Source organism: Pseudomonas sp. H3(2019) (genome assembly GCF_007713465.1).
GTDB lineage: Bacteria > Pseudomonadota > Gammaproteobacteria > Pseudomonadales > Pseudomonadaceae > Aquipseudomonas.
In genome coordinates this window covers 17,577-37,923 of record NZ_VMSG01000015.1, presented here as the reverse complement: position 1 = coordinate 37,923, position 20,347 = coordinate 17,577, and the positions used below count along the sequence as shown (strand labels likewise).

Sequence of the window (20,347 nt, the reverse complement as noted above, 5' to 3'; positions counted from 1 at the left end):
GGGTTGTGGCAAACCCTGGAGGTGATGGCACAACCGGTGGCGGACTTCTTTAAAAGCCTGTTTGACTGGTCGCCGATGGCGCAGCTCCGCGCAGTCTGGGACCCGTTGAGCAATTACTTCTCGGGGTTGTGGCAAACCCTGGAGGTGATGGCACAACCGGTGGCGGACTTCTTTAAAAGCCTGTTTGACTGGTCGCCGATGGCGCAGCTCCGCGCAGTCTGGGACCCGTTGAGCAATTACTTCTCGGGGTTGTGGCAAACCCTGGAGGTGATGGCACAACCGGTGGCGGACTTCTTTAAAAACCTGTTTGACTGGTCGCCGATGGCGCAGGTCAGTGTGGCGTGGGAGCCACTGAGTGAGTTCTTCTCGGGTTTGTGGGACTCGCTGAGCAGTGTCACGGCCCCGGTCGGGGAACTGTTCAAAACGCTGTTTGACTGGTCACCGATGCAGATGATTACCGAGCACTGGACGCCGATCATCGCGTGGTTCAGTGGGTTGTGGGAAAAGCTCAAGGCGATTATCGAGCCGATCAAGGAGCTGTTCGGCGGCAGTGTCAGTGGCTTCATCGCGAAGATCACCGGCAAAGTCGAAGGCTTGACCGAGGCGCAACAGAAAACCAACGCTGAAGGCAAAGGTGAACTGGCGCCAGCGTTTTTCGGTGCCAGTAACGATCAAGCGTCGCTGTCGAGCGATTTGCCGAAAGGCTCCAACGCCCTGGTGCAACAAAGCGCTGTCAACAACCGTGCGCAACTGGAGGGCGGCCTGACGGTGCGCTTTGAAAATGCACCGGCCGGCATGCGCACCGATCAACCACAGACCAACCAGCCTGGCCTGGCCGTGACGTCGCAGATTGGCTATCGCTCACTGTCTCTAGGAGGTTCCAATGAGTTGGCGTGATCGTTTGTTGCCGGCGTCGTTTCGCGGCGTCGGATTCTGGGTCGATCAGGCGAAAACCCCGGTCGGCCAGAAAGGTCAGTTGCATGAGTATCCCCAGCGTGACCAGCCGTTCTTCGAGGGCCTTGGCCAACAGGCGAAGATCCACGACCTGACGGCTTTTATCGTCGGACCGGATTGCCTGGAGCAGCGTGACAAACTGCTCAAGGCGCTGGAGGAGGGCGCGGGTGAACTGGTTCATCCGTGGCTGGGGCGGATGCAGGTCAAGGTCGGCGAATGCGAAATGACCCAGACCCGTCAGGACGGCGGTCTGGTGACGTTCGCCCTGAAGTTCTACCCCGACCAGCCGCTGCAGTTCCCCACCGCTCAGGTCAACACTCGCGAGCAATTACTGGTGTCGGCTGACAGCTTGTTGGGATCGATGGTGCGCCGCTTCGAAGATGCCATGAGCCTCATCAAGGCGGCGCGGATCGGCATCAAGGAACTGCGCGACAGCCTCAAAGACGTCTACGAGGTCATCGAGCACGAGTTCAAGGAGGTGATCGAGACCTATAAGGAACTCAGTTTGCTGGTCAAGGCGATCAAGGAACTGCCCCGTGAAGTGAGCGCGGAGTTCAAGGGTTTGCTCGGCGACATCAAGGAGCTCGGGGACTTCGCTCGTGAGGGTTACCGTGGCGTGCTCGCCAACGCCTCACAGCAGGTTGAAGCAGTGAAAAAGATCGACGCTCCCAAGCTCACCACCGGCAAGGACACGGTGGCGGCGGCTCAGGCCATGGCCAATCTGGTGCAGGATGCGTTGTTAGTGAAGCTCGGCTATCAGGTGGCGCGGATGCCGGTGGCGACTCCGGTGGTCAAATTGAACTCCACGCCGTCTCTGGCGCAGCAAGCGGTGCAACCGGTGCAGCGGGTGGACGTGCCGGTGGCCGACGATGTGCTGACCTTGCGCGATGCGCTTAATGAAGCGATCTGGCAAGCGGCCCTCAAGGCAGACGCTGTGCACTATCAAGCGCTCAATGCATTGCGTCAGCAACTGTTCGGGCATCTGACGGCGGTAGCGTCGTCCGGTGTGCGGCTGATCACTCTGTCTCCCAATCAGAGCATGCCGGCACTGGTGCTCACCTACAAATACCTGGGGGATGCCACTCGGGTGAGTGAAGTGACGCAACGCAACGGGGTGATTCACTTTGGATTCCTGCCTCCGGGCGGCCTGCAAATCGCCCGGGAGTAGACCATGACCGACCTTGCAAACGCCGTCAGCCTGACCGTTAACGGTCTGGATTATGGCGGCTGGAAAAGCGTGGAAATCAGTGCGGACCTGGAGCGTCAGTTCCGCGCTTTCACACTCAACATCACCTGGCAATGGCCGGGGCAAACCCTGGCGGTGCCGATCAAACCCGGTTCGCGTTGCCAAGTGCGGATCGGTTGCGATCTGGTGCTCACGGGGCATGTCTACAAGGCGCCGATCAGTTACGACGGCAAGCAGATCAGCCTGAGTATCGAGGGCAGTTCGCTGACCCGGGATCTGGTGGATTGCGCAGCGATCAACCGTCCGAGCCAATGGCAGGAACAAAGCGTGCTGAGCATCGTCCAGGCCCTGGCATCGCCTTATGGCGTGGGGGTGGTCAGCGAGATTGCACAAACCGCCAAGCTGAACAAACACAGCATCGTCCCGGGAGAAACGGTGTTTCAGTCCATCGACCGCTTGTTGACCCTGTACCGGGTGTTCTCCACCGACGATGCCGAAGGCCGTGTGCTGTTGGCGAAACCTGGCAGCGGCGGACGGGCCAGTGATGTGCTGGAATTGGGCAAGAACATCTTGTCGGCCAACGCGCCGATGGATTTCAGCCAGGTGTTTTCCGAATACCGGGTGATCGGCCAGCACAAGGGCAGCGACAGCAAAAGCGGTAGCGCGGTGAGCGAGGTGTCGGGTGTGGCGACCGATGCTACGGCCCAGCGCAAACGGGTCACGGTGATCAGCGAAAGTGCGCAACTGACGACGGAACTGGCGCAGCAACGCGCCGATTGGGAAAGCGCCACCCGCACTGGCAAGGCCCTGACGACGACCTATCGCGTGCAAGGCTGGCGGCAATCCAATGGTGATTTGTGGCGGCACAACACGTTGGTAAGAGTGATCGACAAAGTGCTGGGTTTTGATCAGGACATGCTGATCTCGAAGGTCACTTACTCGCTCTCTGAGCAGGGCTCCATGACCACCCTGCAAGTGGCGCCGCCGCATACCTTCGACGCCAACCCGGTACCCCCAAAAACCTGAGCACGGCGCACTTGTGTAGGAGCAAGGCTTGCCCGCGAAGCGTCCTGTCTGACCCAGCGCATTTGCCCCTATCGCCGGCAAGCCGTGCTCCTACGAGGAACCCATAATGAGCCTACTGACACGCCTCTTGGCGCGCGGCACTGTTGTGCTCGCCAATTCGGCGACCAAGCTGCAATCGCTGCAAATGCGCCTGACTGCCGGCGAAGTGAACGACGACATGGAGCACTTCGAGCCCTACGGTTTCACGAGCAACCCGCTGGCCGGCGCCGAAGGTATCGCGACCTTCCTCGGCGGCGATCGCTCCCACGCCGTGGTGCTGGTGGTCGCCGATCGCCGCTATCGCCTCAAGGCGCTGGCGCCCGGTGAGGTAGCGATCTACACCGACGAAGGGGACAAGGTCCACTTCAAGCGCGGACGGATCATCGACATCGAAACCGGCACGCTGAACATCCGCGCCAGCAGCGCTGTGAACATCGACACGCCGACCCTGACCCAGACCGGCAAGATCGTCTCTCAGGGTGACCAGATCGCCGGTGGTATCAGCCAGATCAAACACGTGCATCCGGGCGTCCAGCCGGGCAACGGTCAGACCGCTGCCCCCGCAGGAGGCCAGTGATGTTTATCAGTCATGACCTCAAAACCGCACTGACCCGTTCGGTGCTGATCAGCCTCTTCACCTGGCGCCGCGCCGCCGACGATGACTTCCTCGATGACGACGAACGCTTCGGCTGGTGGGGCGACAGTTTTCCCACGGTGGCCGACGACCGTATCGGCTCGCGCCTGTGGCTGCTGCGCCGGGTCAAGCTGATCCGGCAGACCCAGCTTGACGCCGAATTTTATGCCCGCGAAGCCCTGCAATGGCTGATCGACGACGGCCATTGCAGCGCCATCGAGATTCTCAGCGAACGCCTCGACGACCAGCGCTTGAACCTGCGCACGGTCCTGACCCTGGCTGACGGTGAGCGTCTGGACATCAACCCTGAACACAGTTGGCAGGTGACCTATGCCGTTTGAAACGCCTTCGCTGCCGGTGCTGATCAAGCGCACCCAAAGCGACCTGGCCAGCGATTCGCTGCGCCAGTCCGATGCGCAAGTTCTGGCCCGAACCCTCGGCGGTGCAGCCTTTGGCCTGTATGGCTATCTGGACTGGATCGCCGAGCAGATTCTGCCGGACAAAGCCGATGAGTCCACGCTGGAACGCATCGCCGCGCTACGCCTCAACCAGCCGCGTAAAGCGGCGCAATCAGCTCGCGGAGCCGTCAGCTTCAGCGCCACGGCGGGCGCGGTGCTGGACGTCGATACCCTGCTGCAATCGAGCGACGGTCGCACCTACAAAGTGACCGCCGCGCTCACCACCAGCAATGGCCTCAACAGCACCACCATCGCTGCGCTGGACGCCGGTTCTCTCGGCAATGCCGATGCGGGTATGACGCTGATTCCGGTGCAACCGATCCAGGGCATCGGCGGAGTCTTCACCGTGCTGGCGCCGGGCCTGACCGGTGGCATTGCCCGCGAAAGCCTCGAATCGCTGCGCTCGCGGGTGATTCGCTCGTACCGCATCATCCCTCACGGCGGCTCGGCGCAAGACTATGAAACCTGGGCGCTGGAGTGCCCGGGAATCACCCGCGCCTGGTGTCGTGGCAGCTATCTGGGGCCAGGCACTGTCGGTTTGTTCGTCATGCGTGACGATGACCCGCAACCGGTTCCGGACGCGACACAACTGGCGTTGGTCCAGGCGCACATCGAGCCTTTGCGTCCGGTCACTGCCGAACTGCATGTGCTGGCGCCGGTGCAGATGCCGGTGACCTACAACCTGCGCCTGACTCCCGACACCAGCGCCGTGCGCGCCGCCGTCGAAGCGCAGCTACGCGACTTGCACAACCGTGAGGCCGGGCTCGGTGAAACCTTGCTGCTGACCCACATCGCCGAAGCCATCAGCAGCGCCACCGGTGAAAGCGATCACAAACTGGTCGCGCCAGCCGCCGACGTGACGGCCGCGAGCAATCAGCTGCTGACGTTCGGAGGTTGCGTATGGCTGGAATAAGAACCGCCGAACAATACCAGGCCCAACTACGCAGCCTGCTGCCCAGTGGCCCGGCCTGGGACCCGGAGCGGGTGCCGGAACTGGAGCAAGTGCTGGAAGACGTCTCCCAGGAACTGGCTCGCCTCGACGCCCGTGCCGCCGACCTGCTCAACGAAATGGACCCGGCCGGCGTCAGCGAACTGGTACCGGATTGGGAACGGGTGATGAACCTGCCCGATCCGTGTCTGGGCCTGACTCCGCTGTTCGACGATCGCCGCCTCGCGGTACGCCGGCGACTGCTCGCAGTCGGCAGCCAGGCGATCAGCTACTACATCGAAATCGCCCGCACTCAAGGCTACCCGAACGCCACCATCACCGAACTCGAAGCTCCGCGCATGGGCCGCTCGCGTTTCGGCGCCGCACATTTCGGCACCTGGCAGGCGCAGTTCATGTGGACCCTCAACACCGGCGGCCGCCTGCTGTTGGGGCGGCGTTTTGGCGCCAGCTACTGGGGCGAGCGTTTTGGCATGAACCCGGGGAGTGCCTTGGAATGCTTGATACATCGCAGTGCACCGGCCCATACGCTGGTGCATATCAATTATGACTAGAGGATAGAAAAGTGGATTTTCCTAAAAATGTGCCCAGTGTTGGGCTGGTGAATGGGCAGTTTGTGGATGAGAACCCGGTCACCGGGACGCCGGGGTCTTTGATTCCGTCGACATGGGGCAACGCAATCACGAGTGAGATGTTGAATGTGATTGCAGCGGCGGGAATGGCCCCCAGTGAGGTTGACCTGACGCAGTTGCTGAAAGCTATAGGCACCCTTGGCCAATCGGCAGCGAGCAGTTTTGCCATCGACACTGGCACAGCCAACACCTATGTCTGCAACTTTACCCCGGCCATCACCGCCCGAAACGAAGGCCTGCCCCTGCGCTTCAAAGCCAGGACCGCCAACAACGGCGCCTGTACGTTCAATGATGGCTTGGGGACTGTGCCACTGGTGGGCGGTGCTCATGCTGCGTTACGGGGTGGCGAGATCATTGCGAATGGTGATGCCTGGGTGCAGTGGAATAGCTCGATTGGTTCGGGCTCGTACATCTTGCTGTTCTGCACGGGTGCTGCTGAGCAAGTCGCCTCAGCCACCCAAAGCCAGCATGCTGTTGCACTCGGGCAGTTGGCTACCGCTATTGGTACCACTGCGCCGCAGTTCGACAGCAGCCTCAAGTTCGTTACCACCGAGTTCCTGACTCGTTCCGGCAAGCGTCTGTCGGGCGTGGTGCCGTTCACCGGTGCGCTGACGGGGGGGGCGTCGCACGTCGGTGGGTTCCTCTACGGCTGGAGCACCACCGCCAACTCCTACAGCCTGCCGAACACGGTTTCGCTGGCGATTCCGGTCGGTGCGGTGATCACGCTTGCCAACTTTGGCGCCAACGCCATGGCCATCGTGCCGCAGGGCACCGACAAGACCCAGGTGCCTAGCCTGCCGGCCACCACTGGCTCGTTCACACTGGTGCCGGGGACGTCGGCCGAGTTCACCCATGTTGGCAGTGGCACATGGTTTATCACCGGCAACGCGGTCAACAGCAGCAGCGCCGATTTTGCCGCCAGTATCGGGAGCAATGGTTATCAGAAATTGGGCAGTTTGATTATTCAGTGGGGCACGACGGTGGGCATTGCGGCAGGTGGTTCGCTCACCGTGACCTACCCCCTGGCTTTCCCGAATGCCGCCCTTATGACCTTGCCGGGTAACTCGGCCGCTGGTAGTTCCACCGCCAACACCTGCACGGTCGGCGTGAAATACGGCGGCGTTTCGCAATGCGTTTTTTATGCAAACGGTCCGGTGGGTTCACCGAACGTGCCGTGGATTGCAATCGGATACTGAGGAAACATCATGGGACAAAAATACGCAGTCTATGCCGCCGACGGTACGATCAGCGCTTTCTACGATAGTGTCGACAATCCGCCGCCTGGGATCAGCAACCTCCTGGGAATCAGCGACGCGGACTGGCAGTGCTGTATTGCCACGCAGGGTTATCGGGTCGTCAATGACCAACTGGTGGCGCCAGTGGCGCCGACGCTGGGTGCGCTGTTGGTCCTTGCGCAAACGGCTCAGGTGCAGATGGTGGATGCGGAATGCGCCGCCGCCATCGTCTCCGGCTTCAGCTGTGATGCCCTGGTCAGCGGCACGCCCTACACCTACCCGGCGAAAATGACCGATCAGGCCAATCTTTCGTCCTCGGTACTGGCCTCTTTGTTGCCGGGTACTGGTACCGACTGGTCGACGCCGTTCTGGTGCGCGGACGAGGCCGGGGTCTGGGCTTACCGCTTGCACACCGCCGCGCAGATTCAGGCTGTCGGGGTATGTGGTAAAGCGGCGATTTCGGGCTTTATCGGTCGCAAGATCGTGCTGGAAGGGCAAATCATGGCCGCCACCAGCCTAGAGGCGGTGCAAGCTGTGGTCTGGAGCTGAGCATGGGGAGGATCAAGCGATTCACGCTAAACCTGCTGGTCTGGATGGACGAGGGCGGTAACACGTTGTTGCTGGGGGACCCGGGCGAAACGATCAGTTCGCGTTCGGCCAAGGCGCAGGCGGCAGGCAAGCGCTGGGGCTGCGTGCTGTGTCGGTTCTTGAGCCTGTTCCAGAAAGACCACTGCCTGAAAGCGTTGGAGCCCTATGCGGGCGGCGATGCGGTAGTTCCGGACGATAACGCCGAAAAATAACGAACAAGGCCCTGAATATCCCGATACCCGCTAAGTGCGGGTTTATTTTTACCCGGAGAAAAATATGCCCATCACCCAACAACAACTACTTCGGATCCTCCCGAACGCCGGCAAGCAAGCCGGCGTTTTTGCATCTGAGCTAAACTTGGCCATGGGCCTGTATCAGATCAACACCCCCAAACGCATCGCCGCGTTCCTTGCGCAAGTCGGCCATGAGTCAGGGCAGTTACGTTATGTGCGTGAGTTAGGCAACGACCAGTACCTGAGTAAATACGACACCGGCCCTCTGGCACTACGGCTGGGCAACACCCCGGAAGCGGATGGCGATGGCCAGCGTTTTCGTGGGCGTGGGCTGATTCAGATCACCGGGCGCGACAACTATCGTCGATGCAGCCTCGCGTTGTTTGGCGATGAGCGTTTGCTGACCCTGCCTGAGCTGTTGGAACAGCCGCAATGGGCGGCCGAGTCGGCGGCCTGGTTCTGGGAGCTGAACGGTTTGAATGAACTGGCCGATCGTGAGCAGTTCAACAGCATCACCCGCCGGATCAACGGCGGGTTGAATGGGCTGGAAGAACGTTTGCAGCTCTGGACACGGGCGAGGGCGGTGTTATGCCAGCCTTCGGTCTGATGCCACTTTCGTACCGGGTGATTGGCGTCGCTGTGCTGCTGGCCATTGTGGCTGGTGGTACGGCGGCAGTGTCCTGGCACCTTCAGGATTGGCGCTACGGTCGGCAACTGGCGGAACAAGCCAGGTTGCACGCCGAAACGCTGAACCAACTGACCCTGGCGGCGGCGAATCAACAGCGCGCCGAACAGGACAAGCGCCTGGCCCTGGAGCAGCGTCTTCAAGCCAGCGATCAAACCTATTCAAAGGCCTTGAGCGATGCACAACGTGATCAAGGTCGCCTGCGCGACCGTCTTGCCACTGCTGATTTGCGCCTGTCAGTCCTTGTCGACCCCCGTGATGCCGACACCGGTTCTGGTGTGTCAGCCGCCTCCGGCACCGGCGGCATGGTTCATGGAACCGTACGAGCCCGACTTGAGCCGGCGCATGCTCAACGAATTATCGGCATCACCGACGCAGGCGACCGCGGACTGATTGCCTTGCAGGCCTGTCAGGCCTATGTCAGAGCGCTTGCTCGCTAACATTTTGATCTAGCCTGCGTCTTGCAAGCGTGATTCGCTCGTGTACGGTAGTGCGCATGCCCGCCTGATCGAGGAGAAAGTCGTGAACGAAATCACCCAGCTTGCCGCGGAACTCGGTCGGCGTTTACAGGTTCTCAATGCCCATGTCAGCACGGCCGAGTCCTGCACGGGCGGCGGGATCGCCGAAGCGATCACCCGGATTGCCGGCAGCTCGGCGTGGTTCGAGGCCGGCTATGTCACCTATTCCAATCGCCAGAAGACCCAGCAACTGAATGTGTCCGCCGCGTTGTTCACTGAGGTCGGGGCGGTCAGTCGTGAGGTAGTCGAAGCCATGGTGCGTGGCGCCCAGCACAAGAGTCGCGCGCGTTTTGCCGTGGCGGTCAGCGGTATTGCGGGACCGGACGGCGGGACGCCGAACAAGCCGGTGGGCACCGTCTGGCTGGCCTGGGGGGTCGGAGATGCGGTGTATTCGGAGTGCCGACACTTTCCCGGCAACCGTGACGAGGTCCGCCGACAAACGGTGAAGGCCGCGCTAGAGGGGTTGCTACAGTATGCCGCCGGAGAAATCTCAAATGAGGGGTAGGCGATCCCGAAACGCTGTGGAATAATACTGGCTACTTATACAGGTGTTGGCCGTCAGGCCTTATTGATTACGTGAGGACTTTAATGGACGACAACAAGAAGAAAGCCTTGGCTGCGGCCCTGGGTCAGATCGAACGTCAATTCGGCAAGGGTGCCGTAATGCGTATGGGCGATCAGGACCGTCAGGCGATCCCGGCTATTTCCACTGGCTCTCTGGGTTTGGACATCGCACTCGGCATTGGCGGTTTGCCAAAAGGCCGTATCGTTGAAATCTACGGTCCTGAATCCTCCGGTAAAACCACGCTGACACTGTCCGTGATCGCCCAGGCTCAAAAAGCTGGCGCGACCTGCGCATTCGTCGACGCCGAGCACGCCCTGGATCCGGAGTACGCCGGCAAACTGGGCGTCAATGTCGACGACCTGCTGGTTTCCCAGCCGGATACCGGCGAGCAAGCCCTGGAAATCACCGACATGCTGGTGCGTTCCAACGCGGTTGACGTGATCATCGTCGACTCCGTGGCGGCCCTGGTTCCGAAGGCTGAAATCGAAGGCGAGATGGGTGACATGCACGTGGGCCTGCAAGCCCGTCTGATGTCCCAGGCGCTGCGTAAAATCACCGGTAACATCAAGAACGCCAACTGCCTGGTGATCTTCATCAACCAGATCCGGATGAAAATCGGTGTGATGTTCGGCAGCCCGGAAACCACCACCGGTGGTAACGCGCTGAAGTTCTACGCTTCGGTTCGCCTGGACATCCGCCGCACCGGCGCGGTGAAAGAAGGCGACGAAGTGGTCGGCAGCGAAACCCGCGTCAAAGTCGTCAAGAACAAGGTGGCTTCACCGTTCCGTCAGGCCGAGTTCCAGATTCTTTACGGCAAGGGCATCTACCTCAACGGTGAGATGATCGACCTTGGCGTACTGCACGGCTTCGTTGAGAAATCCGGTGCCTGGTATGCCTACAACGGCAGCAAGATCGGTCAGGGCAAAGCCAACTCGGCCAAGTTCCTGCAGGACAACCCGGACATCGCTGCCACCCTTGAGAAGCAGATTCGCGACAAGCTGCTGACGCCAACTGCTGACGTCAAGGCTTCTCCGGTCAAAGAGACCGAAGATGATCTGGCTGACGCTGATATCTGATTGATCCGATGACCGCCGTACTCGATACCCTCGTCGCGGTGCGGCGAACCGCAATGGACCTGCTCGCACGACGCGAGCACGGTCGAGTCGAGCTGACGCGTAAACTGCGTCAGCGCGGCGCTTCTGATGAAATGATCGATACAGCACTCGACCGTTTGACGGAAGAGGGGCTGCTATCCGAATCCCGATACCTCGAAAGCTTCGTTTCCTACCGTGCCCGTTCCGGCTACGGCCCTTTGCGCATTCGCGAAGAGTTGAGCCAGCGTGGTTTGCAACGTGCCGATATCGAACTCGCCCTGCGTGAAAGCGGAATCAGTTGGCAGGAAAACCTGGAGGAGACCTGGCGGCGCAAGTTTGCCGGGCATTTACCGATAGACGGCCGTGAGCGCGCCAAGCAGGGGCGCTTTCTCGCCTATCGGGGATACTCCATGGAAATGATTGGCCGCTTGTTCAGCGGCCGAGGAATGGATGACTGACTGAAAAGGCCCGACTATTGAAATAGTCGGGCTTTTTTTGCTCAAGTAACCTTGATCTGTTCCCGTTTGCGCTGTGGCGTCTGGAGTGGCTGAGCCGTGGCCCAGTTTTCCGGCAGGTTGATGTAGTCGACCAGTTCACGCAGGCGTCCGTGATCACGGGCGTTGAAGGTGAAGGACAGTCGCGCCAGGTGACTGAACTGAGCCTCGTCGTGTTCCTCGCCACTGTAAGTATGTTGATGAAAATGATCGCTCAGGCACAGGTCGGCAAAGGCCTCCTGCATATGCTCGAGCGCTTGGTCGTTAAGTGTGTGATTCATGCGGATCACGAACTGACGTTTCAGCCAGCGGCTGGAGTGGAAGTTGCTGTAGAACTGATTGATCTCCGCCACAGCGTCATCGACGGTGTACACCAGACGAATCAGCTTCAGGTCGTTCGACAGGATGTAATGGTTGGCCTCCAGTTGATTGCGGATGAAGTTCAGCGCACTTTCCCAGAATGTGCCGCCAGGAGCGTCCAGCAACACCACGGGAACCAGCGGGCTTTTACCGGTCTGGATCAGGGTCAGCACTTCCAGGGCTTCGTCCAGCGTGCCAAAGCCGCCCGGGCAGAGCACCAGCGCGTCGGCCTCTTTGACGAAAAACAGTTTGCGGGTAAAGAAAAAGTGGAAGGACAGCAGGTTGGCTGTGCCGTCTACGGTCGGATTCGCATGCTGCTCGAAGGGCAGGGTGATATTGAATCCAAGGCTGTGATCCCGGCCTGCACCTTCATGGGCGGCGGCCATGATGCCGCCGCCGGCACCGGTGATGACCATCAGGTTCGATTGGGCGAGTTTTGCGCCCAGTTCCCGGGCCAGGGCGTATAGCGGATGTTCCTCCGGCGTACGTGCCGAGCCGAAAACGGTCACTTTACGCCGTCCCTTGAACTGTTCCAGCACGCGGAAGGCATGCTCCAGTTCGCGCAGGGCTTGCAGGGTAATCTTGGCATTCCAGCGATTGTGGTCTTCTTGTGCCATGCGCAAGACAGTCAACATCATGTCGCGATAAATCGGAATATTCGGGCTATTGGGTGAAACCAGGTTGAGTTGCTCTTCGATCTTGCTGGTGAGATCGACGCCGTTGCTCTGAAAATGACGCACTAAAAGGTCATTCGGTTGGTAAGGCATTCAACTTCTCCTTCTACACAGAACCTTCGGCCCGGACGAGAGATTCGCCTGAGCCGCGACACTGCTTGTGTCGCTCTCAGCCCGCTAAGAGGGCTGGGCACTACACCCGACTCGACCTGACCGTGAAGCGTTGAAGTGGTGGTCGAGCCATCCAGACGGGTTCTGCTTGTTCCTTGGATGAAAGAAACATTCGCACGACAAGACTCGGAATGAGCAGCCCCTTTTCTGCCCTGAACATTAAACACCAATACACTGAATCTAGACGCTTGTAGTGAGTTGCGCTCACTTGATCATGGTCCTCGAAAGTCTTCGCTGGCAATCACTTATTGCGAGCTCACAACCGACTATCACCGCTCGTCAGAACCTGTGTCGGACGGCCATGGCTCTGATTTACTCAGTTACAGACACAACACGACAGCATTGCGTCCAGGGCAAGGCGCAAGGCTTCAGGAGCTGTAGGGGATCATCGCGCAATGATTGGCGATCAAGTGCAAGGAGGCAGGCTATGAGCCTGGTGATTCTGGAGATCGATGCGCAACTGTATCGATTGCTGCAGTCGGCGGCCGCGCGCAATCACGTGAGCCTTGAAGAGGAATGTCGTCGGCGCCTGGAAGGCCAAGAATGGCGCTCGCCTTATTTGCAAGCGCTGGTGGCGGAGCTGCGCGCCGATGATGAGCAACGACGCGCAGGTTCTAACTGATTACGTGATTACTTTTTCTTTTGTGTCGTTTGCGCAGGGCAATCCGATTCCTGGTAGCTGGCCGAGCCTACAGGGCGATTGGTTTTGTTTTCCGAAAAGTCGTAACGCATGATCGCGCCCTTGGCCATCAGCTTGCGGTAGTTCGCGTTGCGGCAAACGCTGGCGCCCAGTTGCAGATAAACCACTTTCGGATTGGCACGCATTTCGTCGGCATAAGCTGATTGCACGCTAATGTGGTCGATCAGCTGTTTGCCATCAACCGAATAACCTTGGTCGAGAAGGTTCTCATTTATTTCTCGAGGCAGGCCGACGTTACTTTCCGCAGCAACCTTTTCCAGCATCTTGCCCAGATTCAAATCATTCAGGGAGGCTGCTTGAGCGCTGAAGGGCAGGGCCAGCAGAAGGGCAGCGGTGGGGACGATAAGGCGCAGCATGAAACTCTCCTGGTTCAGTGACTGGTGCTTCGACCAGCCACATGGCGGTGCGTTCAGTGGCGGCGGATTATAGGCGAGCGGGGGTAGGCGGTACAGGTTTGAGCGAGTTGCTCTGGTAAACTGCCGCGACTTCCTGCCTTGCCGAGTGTTTTTTGTGTCGATATCCCTTTCCTGCCGGTGCTGCCTGCGATGAGCAATGCTGCCCCACGTTTTGCCACGAACGCCGTAGCCCGTCTGCGCGATGAGCGAGAAGAGGAGAGTACCAAGCCTTTTCTGGCCCGCGGTTCACGGGCGCCCCGTTGCCATACGTGCCGGGTGATCGAGAGCCACTGCCTGTGTAACTGGCGTCCCCAGGTCGAATCACGGGCCGGTGTTTGCCTGATCATGACCAGGAAGGAAGTGTTCAAACCGAGCAACACCGGCTGGCTGATCGCAGACGTGGTCAGGGATAACTTTGCCTTTATCTGGTCGCGTACCGAGGTCGACCCGCAACTGATCAAGCTTTTGTCCGACCCGCAATGGCAGCCTTATCTGGTGTTTCCCGGCGAATACGTTGCTCCCGAACGTGTGACTCATACCGTCGAGGCTACCAGCGAGAAGCGCCCGCTGTTCATCCTGCTGGATGCAACCTGGACCGAGGCGAGAAAGATTTTTCGGAAAAGCCCTTATTTCGACGGGTTTCCGATTCTGAGCCTGCTCCCCGAAAAGCTCTCGCGGTACCGCCTGAGAAGATCTACCCGCAGCGAACACCTGTGCACCGCGGAAGTGGCTGCGTTGTGCCTGGATCTGGCGGGGGATGTAGACGCTGCATCGGCACTGGATGCTTATTTCGATGTGTTCAGCCAGCATTACCTCGATGCCAAACATCAGCTGGAAATGAATGTCTCGACCCCGGCCCATACAGAATTGCTGCCTTTCGTTGAACACACCGCGCCGGTCATGTCCTGAGAGTCACCCATACTGACAGGTAACCGCGGGTTTGCGGCTTGACCACCCAGGCTTCGCTGGGCATCCTTGGCGCCGATTGGGGTGCGGCCGAAAATTGAAACGCCGGTTTTATGGGCTCTTGGCGTTGAACGTGCCTTGTTGGTGCCGCTGTCTGGCGGTACCTCGAGTTGCCTTGGCGAGGCCTGAATGCATCAGGTCTGCCATAAAAAACAGGATCATTTGAAAAATGGCCACATACGAAATCCTGATTGCCGATGACCACCCTCTCTTTCGTAGCGCGCTGCACCAGGCCGTGACCCTGGGCCTTGGCCCGGAGGTCCGTCTGGTGGAGGTGGCAAGCATTGCCGAGCTGGAAACCCGTCTGACTGAAAAGTCCGACTGGGATCTGGTGCTGCTGGACCTGAACATGCCGGGCGCATACGGATTCTCGGGGCTGGTGCTGTTGCGCGGTCAATACCCGCAGATCCCGGTGGTGATGGTTTCGGCTCAGGAAGAAGCCTCGATCATGGTGCGTTCCCGTGAATTCGGGGCCAGCGGTTTCATTCCCAAATCCAGTTCATTGGAAGTGATTCAGCAAGCGGTGCGCTCTGTGCTGGATGGCGATGTCTTCTGGCCGCCGCAGGCATTTGAAGCGGTCAGCGTTTCGGACGAGGCCAAGGCTGCCAGCGAAGGCTTGGCCAGTCTGACGCCACAGCAGTTCCGTGTATTGACCATGGTCTGCGAAGGTCTGCTGAACAAGCAGATTGCCTACGAGTTGAGTGTGTCGGAGGCGACGATCAAGGCGCACGTGACGGCGATCTTCCGCAAGCTGGGTGTGCGTACCCGGACTCAGGCGGCGTTGCTGTTGCAACAACTTGAGTCGATTTCGAGCCACTGACGGCGCTTCCATTCACGCTTTTTTAACTTCTGTTGATCTAGCTTTTCTACTCCTTCTGGTTCAGTTGCCTACTTTATGTCGCCTTTCAAAGGTCAAACCGGTCTCAAGCGCATTCTCAATGCAGGTGGTTATTCTCTCGATGGCCTGCGTGCAGCGTTCACTGGCGAAGCCGCTTTTCGTCAACTGGTCTTGCTGAATGTCATCCTGATTCCACTAGCGTTTGTGCTGAACGTCAGCCACGTCGAGCGTGCCTTGCTGATTGCTGTCTGCATGTTGGCGCTGATTGTCGAGTTGCTCAATTCGGCCGTGGAAGCGGCCATTGACCGGATTTCCCTCGATCGGCACCCGTTGTCGAAAAATGCCAAGGACATGGGCAGCGCTGCTCAGTTAATGGCCCTGAGCATGATCGTGATGGTGTGGGCGGTGATTCTGCTTTAAGCAATCGTCGGCAAAACGATCTCGTCGCTGCGCTGAACCCCGGCGGTGAAAGCGCGGCACAGGTCGAGAAACTCGCGCATGGCCGATGTCTGATATTTCTGTTTGTGCCAGATGAAATAAAACTGCCGCGCCAGATCCAGGTCCGGTGTTTCAACCGCCACCAGACTGCCGCGGCGGAACGCGTCGCGTAGCGCCAGCCGCGAAATACAACCAATCCCAAGGCCAGACTCCACCGCGCGCTTGATCGCTTCGGTGTGTTCCAGCTCAAGCCGGATATTCAAGGCGCTTCGGTGATGACGCATCGCCTGGTCAAAGGTCAGGCGCGTGCCGGAGCCTTGCTCGCGAAGGATCCACGCCTCGTGCGTCAGCTCCTCCATGCTTGCCTGGCCACGGGCGGCCAGCGGATGTTGCGGGGCGCAAAACACCACCAGCTCATCCTCGACCCAGCTTTGTACCTCGATGTCCGGGTGGCTGCAGTCGCCTTCGATTAGACCCAGATCAATTTCATAGTGGGCGACTTGTTGCACGATGTTGGCAGTGTTCTGTACATGCAGCTTCACCTGGCTTTCCGGATGGCGCTGCATGAAGCTGCCAATCAGCAACGTCGCCAGGTAGTTGCCGATGGTGAGCGTGGCGCCGACTGCGAGCGAGCCGAAACCGGACTTGCCGTTGAGCAGGTCTTCGATTTCCTTGGCCTGGTCGAGCAAGGCCACCGCCTGCGGCAACAGTTGTTTGCCCATGGCGTTGAGGCTCAGCCGCTTGCCGGCGCGGTCGAACAGTTGGCAGCTGGATTGGCGCTCAAGCTCGGTGATCGAGGTGCTGGCCGCCGACTGCGAAAGGTTGAGCAGACCGGCAGCACGAGAGACACTCTCTTGCTGAGCGACGGCGACGAAGACTTGAAGTTGACGTAGAGTAAATCGCATATCTATATAACCGATAACCCTTATCTTAATAATCCAGTTAACAGATATTGTCGCTGCCATTAGAATGCGATGCAATTGCGCACAGCTCTCTTGGCGCAGAGCATGCGCAGACAAAAATCCAGGAGTCCCCCGTACATGAGCAACATGAACCACGAGCGTGTCCTCAGTGTTCACCACTGGAACGACACTCTGTTCAGCTTCAAGTGCACCCGCGATCCGGGCCTGCGCTTCGAGAACGGCCAGTTCGTGATGATCGGCCTGCAACAGCCCAACGGCCGCCCGCTTATGCGCGCTTACTCGATTGCCAGCCCGAACTGGGAAGAGCATCTCGAGTTCTTCAGCATCAAGGTTCCTGATGGTCCGCTGACTTCCCAGTTGCAACATCTGAAGGAAGGTGACGAGATCATCATCAGCAAAAAACCGACCGGCACCCTGGTGCTGGACGATTTGAAGCCTGGTAAGCATCTGTACCTGCTCAGCACCGGCACCGGTCTGGCGCCGTTCATGAGCGTCATCCAGGATCCGGAAACCTACGAGCGTTTCGAAAAAGTGATCCTGTGCCACGGCGTACGTTACGTCAACGAAGTCGCTTACCGCGAGTTCATCACCGAGCACCTGCCGCAGAACGAATTCTTCGGCGAGGCCCTGCGTGACAAGTTGATCTACTACCCGACCGTGACTCGCGAGCCGTTCGAAAACGAAGGTCGTCTGACCGACCTGATGCGCAGCGGCAAGCTGTTCAGCGACATCGGCCTGCCGCCGATCAATCCTGAAGACGACCGCGCCATGCTCTGCGGCAGCCCGAGCATGCTCGACGAAACCAGCGAAGTACTGAACAGCTTCGGCCTGAAAGTTTCGCCGCGTATGCGTGAGCCGGGTGACTACCTGATCGAGCGTGCGTTCGTCGAGAAGTAAGCGCAATACCTGTGGGAGCGAGCCTGCTCGCGAAAACGGTTTAACATTCAACGATGATGTTGACTGACAGTCTGCTTTCGCGAGCAGGCTCGCTCCCACACTGGTTATGTGTCTATCGATAAAAAAGCCCGCGTTGCCTGAGAAGGCAGCGCGGGCTTTTGCGTTTCTGGCGTTCAGGTTTTCGCGGGGATGACTTCGAGGACGCGAATCAGCCCGGCTTCCGGGTAATGCCAGCGCACGTCCAGGTCCCAGAATTGTGCGCCGTATTCGCGTTCGGGTGCAGGCGTCTGGTAGGCCGGGCGTGGGTCTTGGGCCAGGCATTGCTCGATCAGCTCGACCAAGGGCTCTTCGAGGCGCTGAGCATGCGTAAGCGCCTGTTGCAATGCCACATCCGCCCACTGCACCGGAATCAGTTGCGGCGCGGCGCTGGCGATCTCGTTGGACGCCCCCGGGATGATATCGGCGTAGGGCACGTAGGGTTTGATGTCGAGAATCGGCGTGCCGTCCAGCAGGTCGATGCCGGAGATCCACAGGCGATTGGCTTCAACCTTGTCCAGCTTGACCACCGATTGGCCAATGCCATTGGGCCGATGGGTCGCCCGTGTGGCGAACACGCCCATGGACTTGTTACCGCCCAAGCGCGGTGGACGGACTTTGAGTCGCGGTTTATCTTCCAGCGCCTGATGAAACAGGAACAGCAGCCAGACATGGCTGACCTGCTCCAGGCCTTGCACCGCATCACCCTGATCGAACGGCGCCACCAGCTCCAGAATGCCGCGAGCGGCCGGCGCCAGTTGCGGCTGACGCGGAATGGCGAACTTCTCCTTGAAGCAGGAGCGCACAAAGCCGATCGGGGAAACGCTGTAGCTCATGATCAGCCGCGAACGCGCAGGGTCAGGCCCTTGAGGAAATTGCGCAGCAACTGGTCGCCGCATGGCCGATAGTTGGTGTGGCCGAACTTGCGGAACAGTGCGCTCAACTCAGGCTTGGAGACCGGGAATTCGGCGGCCTTGAGGATTGCGTGCATGTCGTCTTCTTTCAGTTCGAAGGCCACGCGCAGCTTCTTCAGGATGATGTTGTTGGTGACTGGCAGCTCGATCGGCTGCGGCGGACGGCTTTCGTCCTTGCCGCGCTTGAAGAACACCAGGCCATCGAGGAAGTGCGCCATGACGTCGTCCGGGCAGCGTACGAAGCCTTCTTCGTCTTCTTCTTTCTTGTCGAGGTAGGTCACCAGGTCGGGCAGGGTGACGTCCATGCCGCCGAGCTTGATGATCTCGATGACTTTTTTGTCGCTGATGTCGAGCATGTAGCGCACGCTGCGCAGTACGTCGTTATGAATCATGTGTGCAGTCCTGATCATTCAGCTGTGGGCGTTGCCGTTAACGGCGACGCCGAAATGTGTGGCTGCCTTAGAACTTCTCTTTGGCAGACAGATAGCGCCATTGGCCCACCGGCACTTTGCCGATGGAAACGCCACCGATACGGATGCGGCGGATGGCGACGACCTTGAGGCCGACAGCCTGGCAGAGCTGGGCGATGATGCCCGGTTGCGGGTTTTTCATCGCGAAGCGCAGGCGGTTTTCGTTCTGCCAGCTGGCTTTGACCGCCGGCAGTTCCTTGCCTTTGTACGACAGGCCGTGGGTCAGGCGGTTGAGCCCGTGAGCAACCATGTCGCCTTCGACTTCAACCACATACTCTTGCTCGATCTTGCTGGTATCGGCAGTGAGTTTGCGCAGGATCTTCCAGTCCTGGGTGAACACCAGCAGCCCGCTGGCGTTGGCCTGCAGGTCGGCGCTGGCGGTCAGGCGCAGGAAGTGGCCCTTGAGCGGACGTTTGCTGAAGCGGTGCTCTTCGCTCAGGGTCTCGGGGCCGATCAGTTGCAGGGCAGTGTCGGCGTCCATGCCCGCTGGCGCGTGCAGCAGGATGGTCACGGGTTCCGGTGCGGTGGCCTTGGCTTCGGGGTCGAGTTCGACTTTCTGGGTGTCGACCTTGAACTGCGGCTCATCGATGACTTCGCCGTCCACGGTGACCCAGCCGCCCTCAATGAACAGCTCAGCCTCCCGACGGGAGCAGCCGACGAGCTCGATGAGGCGTTTGGAGAGACGAATCGGGTCAGTCATGACAGGGGCCGTTACAAAAGGGGGGAGGCATTGTACCTGCCTCGCGCCGGTTAATCGCGGGTCCATTTGCCTTGTGTGGCTTTTAGCCGCGCCGGGCCTGTTGATTGGCCTGCTTCAAACGCATGTGCAGCAGCGGATATGGCTGGCCCATGCCATCGACCTCCGAGCGTCCGATGACTTCGAAACCTTGTTTGAAATAGAACCCCAAGGCTTGCGGGTTTTGTTCGTTGACGTCCAGTTCATCGGCGTTGAGGTGTTCCATGGCGTAGTTCAGCAGTTGTTTGCCCAAGCCCTCGCCACGGTGTTCGGGGGCGATAAAGAGCATTTCGATCTTGCCTGCTGCAACGCCGGCGAACCCGGTGATGTGCTGGTGTCGGTCGCGGGTACAGATCAGCATGACGGCATCCAGATAGCGGGTGAGCACCAGATTCTTCAGCAGCTCGATGTAACTGTCCGGTAGAAAATCATGCGTGGCGCGGACCGACGCCTCCCAGACCCGGGTCAGTTCTTCATAGTCGCTGTGTTTCGGTGTGTGGATGACCGAATGATGGCGCATGCCCGCCTGCCCCTTGTGCCGT

The 20,347-nt window shown here is 59.5% G+C and carries 27 protein-coding genes; 20 read left to right on the top strand and 7 right to left on the bottom strand.

What is annotated here, in order from left to right:
• Positions 1-3: 3 nt before the first annotated feature.
• The 15 genes from FPT12_RS16195 to recX all read left to right on the top strand — a co-directional run bounded on the left by FPT12_RS16195 (position 4) and on the right by recX (position 11,251).
• On the top strand, positions 4-897 hold the full coding sequence (locus FPT12_RS16195) for a hypothetical protein (RefSeq protein ID WP_145017419.1): 894 nt from the start codon (positions 4-6) through the stop codon (positions 895-897).
• Positions 884-2,122 carry a DNA circularization protein gene (locus FPT12_RS16190; protein ID WP_145017417.1) on the top strand — a complete coding sequence of 413 codons (1,239 nt, stop codon included), beginning with the start codon at positions 884-886 and terminating at the stop codon, positions 2,120-2,122. The genes FPT12_RS16195 and FPT12_RS16190 overlap by 14 nt, the downstream gene beginning before the upstream one ends.
• 3 nt (positions 2,123-2,125) lie before the next feature.
• Positions 2,126-3,166, top strand: a complete 1,041-nt coding sequence (locus tag FPT12_RS16185; protein ID WP_145017415.1) for a phage baseplate assembly protein — start codon at positions 2,126-2,128, stop codon at positions 3,164-3,166.
• Between the two features lie 106 nt (positions 3,167-3,272).
• Complete coding sequence (locus tag FPT12_RS16180) at positions 3,273-3,782, top strand: phage baseplate assembly protein V (RefSeq protein ID WP_145017413.1); 510 nt, start codon at positions 3,273-3,275, stop codon at positions 3,780-3,782.
• Positions 3,782-4,180: a phage GP46 family protein gene (locus FPT12_RS16175; RefSeq protein ID WP_145017410.1), complete on the top strand. Its 399-nt coding sequence runs from the start codon at positions 3,782-3,784 to the stop codon at positions 4,178-4,180. The genes FPT12_RS16180 and FPT12_RS16175 overlap by 1 nt, the downstream gene beginning before the upstream one ends.
• A complete protein-coding gene (locus FPT12_RS16170) occupies positions 4,170-5,210 on the top strand; it encodes a baseplate J/gp47 family protein (RefSeq protein ID WP_145017408.1) in 1,041 nt (346 codons plus the stop codon). The genes FPT12_RS16175 and FPT12_RS16170 overlap by 11 nt, the downstream gene beginning before the upstream one ends.
• Positions 5,198-5,797: a YmfQ family protein gene (locus FPT12_RS16165; RefSeq protein ID WP_145017406.1), complete on the top strand. Its 600-nt coding sequence runs from the start codon at positions 5,198-5,200 to the stop codon at positions 5,795-5,797. The genes FPT12_RS16170 and FPT12_RS16165 overlap by 13 nt, the downstream gene beginning before the upstream one ends.
• A gap of 11 nt (positions 5,798-5,808) precedes the next feature.
• Positions 5,809-7,071 carry a hypothetical protein gene (locus FPT12_RS28005; protein WP_256676782.1) on the top strand — a complete coding sequence of 421 codons (1,263 nt, stop codon included), beginning with the start codon at positions 5,809-5,811 and terminating at the stop codon, positions 7,069-7,071.
• Between the two features lie 9 nt (positions 7,072-7,080).
• A complete protein-coding gene (locus tag FPT12_RS16155; protein WP_145017404.1) occupies positions 7,081-7,659 on the top strand; it encodes a hypothetical protein in 579 nt (192 codons plus the stop codon).
• Positions 7,660-7,661: 2 nt separating this feature from the next.
• Entirely contained in the window at positions 7,662-7,910 is a 249-nt protein-coding gene (locus FPT12_RS16150; protein ID WP_218570725.1) for a hypothetical protein, read from the top strand.
• A 64-nt stretch (positions 7,911-7,974) separates the two neighbouring features.
• On the top strand, positions 7,975-8,538 hold the full coding sequence (locus FPT12_RS16145) for a glycoside hydrolase family 19 protein (protein WP_145017402.1): 564 nt from the start codon (positions 7,975-7,977) through the stop codon (positions 8,536-8,538).
• A complete protein-coding gene (locus FPT12_RS16140; protein ID WP_145017399.1) occupies positions 8,520-9,056 on the top strand; it encodes a lysis system i-spanin subunit Rz in 537 nt (178 codons plus the stop codon). The genes FPT12_RS16145 and FPT12_RS16140 overlap by 19 nt, the downstream gene beginning before the upstream one ends.
• Positions 9,057-9,138: 82 nt before the next feature.
• A complete protein-coding gene (locus FPT12_RS16135; protein ID WP_145017397.1) occupies positions 9,139-9,639 on the top strand; it encodes a CinA family protein in 501 nt (166 codons plus the stop codon).
• Positions 9,640-9,722: 83 nt separating this feature from the next.
• Entirely contained in the window at positions 9,723-10,775 is a 1,053-nt protein-coding gene (gene recA, locus FPT12_RS16130; RefSeq protein ID WP_019692120.1) for a recombinase RecA, read from the top strand.
• 8 nt (positions 10,776-10,783) lie between these two features.
• The gene (gene recX / locus FPT12_RS16125; RefSeq protein ID WP_145017395.1) at positions 10,784-11,251 is read left to right on the top strand and encodes a recombination regulator RecX; all 468 of its coding nucleotides are present in this window, start codon (positions 10,784-10,786) and stop codon (positions 11,249-11,251) included.
• A 41-nt stretch (positions 11,252-11,292) separates the two neighbouring features.
• Here the strand turns inward: recX and FPT12_RS16120 are convergent, their stop codons facing one another.
• Positions 11,293-12,414, bottom strand: a complete 1,122-nt coding sequence (locus tag FPT12_RS16120) for a TIGR00730 family Rossman fold protein (protein ID WP_145017393.1) — start codon at positions 12,412-12,414, stop codon at positions 11,293-11,295.
• Between the two features lie 505 nt (positions 12,415-12,919).
• Here FPT12_RS16120 and FPT12_RS16115 point away from each other — a divergent pair.
• The gene (locus tag FPT12_RS16115; RefSeq protein WP_145017391.1) at positions 12,920-13,114 is read left to right on the top strand and encodes a hypothetical protein; all 195 of its coding nucleotides are present in this window, start codon (positions 12,920-12,922) and stop codon (positions 13,112-13,114) included.
• Positions 13,115-13,122: 8 nt separating this feature from the next.
• Here FPT12_RS16115 and FPT12_RS16110 read toward each other — a convergent pair whose 3' ends face one another.
• Complete coding sequence (locus FPT12_RS16110) at positions 13,123-13,548, bottom strand: PA3611 family quorum-sensing-regulated virulence factor (protein ID WP_145017389.1); 426 nt, start codon at positions 13,546-13,548, stop codon at positions 13,123-13,125.
• Between the two features lie 189 nt (positions 13,549-13,737).
• Between FPT12_RS16110 and FPT12_RS16105 the strand changes: the two genes are divergently transcribed.
• From FPT12_RS16105 to FPT12_RS16095, 3 genes are all read left to right on the top strand, one after another.
• A complete protein-coding gene (locus FPT12_RS16105) occupies positions 13,738-14,496 on the top strand; it encodes a tRNA-uridine aminocarboxypropyltransferase (protein WP_145017387.1) in 759 nt (252 codons plus the stop codon).
• Between the two features lie 226 nt (positions 14,497-14,722).
• Positions 14,723-15,373, top strand: coding sequence for a response regulator transcription factor ErdR (gene erdR / locus FPT12_RS16100; RefSeq protein WP_145017385.1), 651 nt, complete (start codon positions 14,723-14,725; stop codon positions 15,371-15,373).
• A 75-nt stretch (positions 15,374-15,448) separates the two neighbouring features.
• Positions 15,449-15,811 (top strand): diacylglycerol kinase, encoded by a 363-nt coding sequence (locus FPT12_RS16095; protein ID WP_054595972.1) that lies wholly within the window; start codon positions 15,449-15,451, stop codon positions 15,809-15,811.
• Here the strand turns inward: FPT12_RS16095 and FPT12_RS16090 are convergent.
• On the bottom strand, positions 15,808-16,734 hold the full coding sequence (locus FPT12_RS16090) for a LysR family transcriptional regulator (RefSeq protein WP_024264819.1): 927 nt from the start codon (positions 16,732-16,734) through the stop codon (positions 15,808-15,810). The two genes, FPT12_RS16095 and FPT12_RS16090, sit on opposite strands and share 4 nt — an antisense overlap.
• 135 nt (positions 16,735-16,869) lie before the next feature.
• On the opposite strand from FPT12_RS16090, the gene fpr reads away from it, so the two are divergent.
• Positions 16,870-17,649, top strand: coding sequence for a ferredoxin-NADP reductase (gene fpr, locus FPT12_RS16085; protein ID WP_003189055.1), 780 nt, complete (start codon positions 16,870-16,872; stop codon positions 17,647-17,649).
• Positions 17,650-17,822: 173 nt separating this feature from the next.
• Here fpr and tsaA read toward each other — a convergent pair whose 3' ends face one another.
• The 4 genes from tsaA to FPT12_RS16065 form a co-directional block, all read right to left on the bottom strand.
• Entirely contained in the window at positions 17,823-18,521 is a 699-nt protein-coding gene (tsaA, locus tag FPT12_RS16080; protein WP_145017383.1) for a tRNA (N6-threonylcarbamoyladenosine(37)-N6)-methyltransferase TrmO, read from the bottom strand.
• 2 nt (positions 18,522-18,523) lie between these two features.
• Positions 18,524-18,991 (bottom strand): DUF1456 family protein, encoded by a 468-nt coding sequence (locus tag FPT12_RS16075; RefSeq protein WP_145017381.1) that lies wholly within the window; start codon positions 18,989-18,991, stop codon positions 18,524-18,526.
• Between the two features lie 67 nt (positions 18,992-19,058).
• Complete coding sequence (locus tag FPT12_RS16070; RefSeq protein ID WP_145017379.1) at positions 19,059-19,769, bottom strand: rRNA pseudouridine synthase; 711 nt, start codon at positions 19,767-19,769, stop codon at positions 19,059-19,061.
• A gap of 82 nt (positions 19,770-19,851) precedes the next feature.
• Positions 19,852-20,325, bottom strand: a complete 474-nt coding sequence (locus FPT12_RS16065; protein ID WP_103315473.1) for a GNAT family N-acetyltransferase — start codon at positions 20,323-20,325, stop codon at positions 19,852-19,854.
• Positions 20,326-20,347 lie beyond the last annotated feature (22 nt).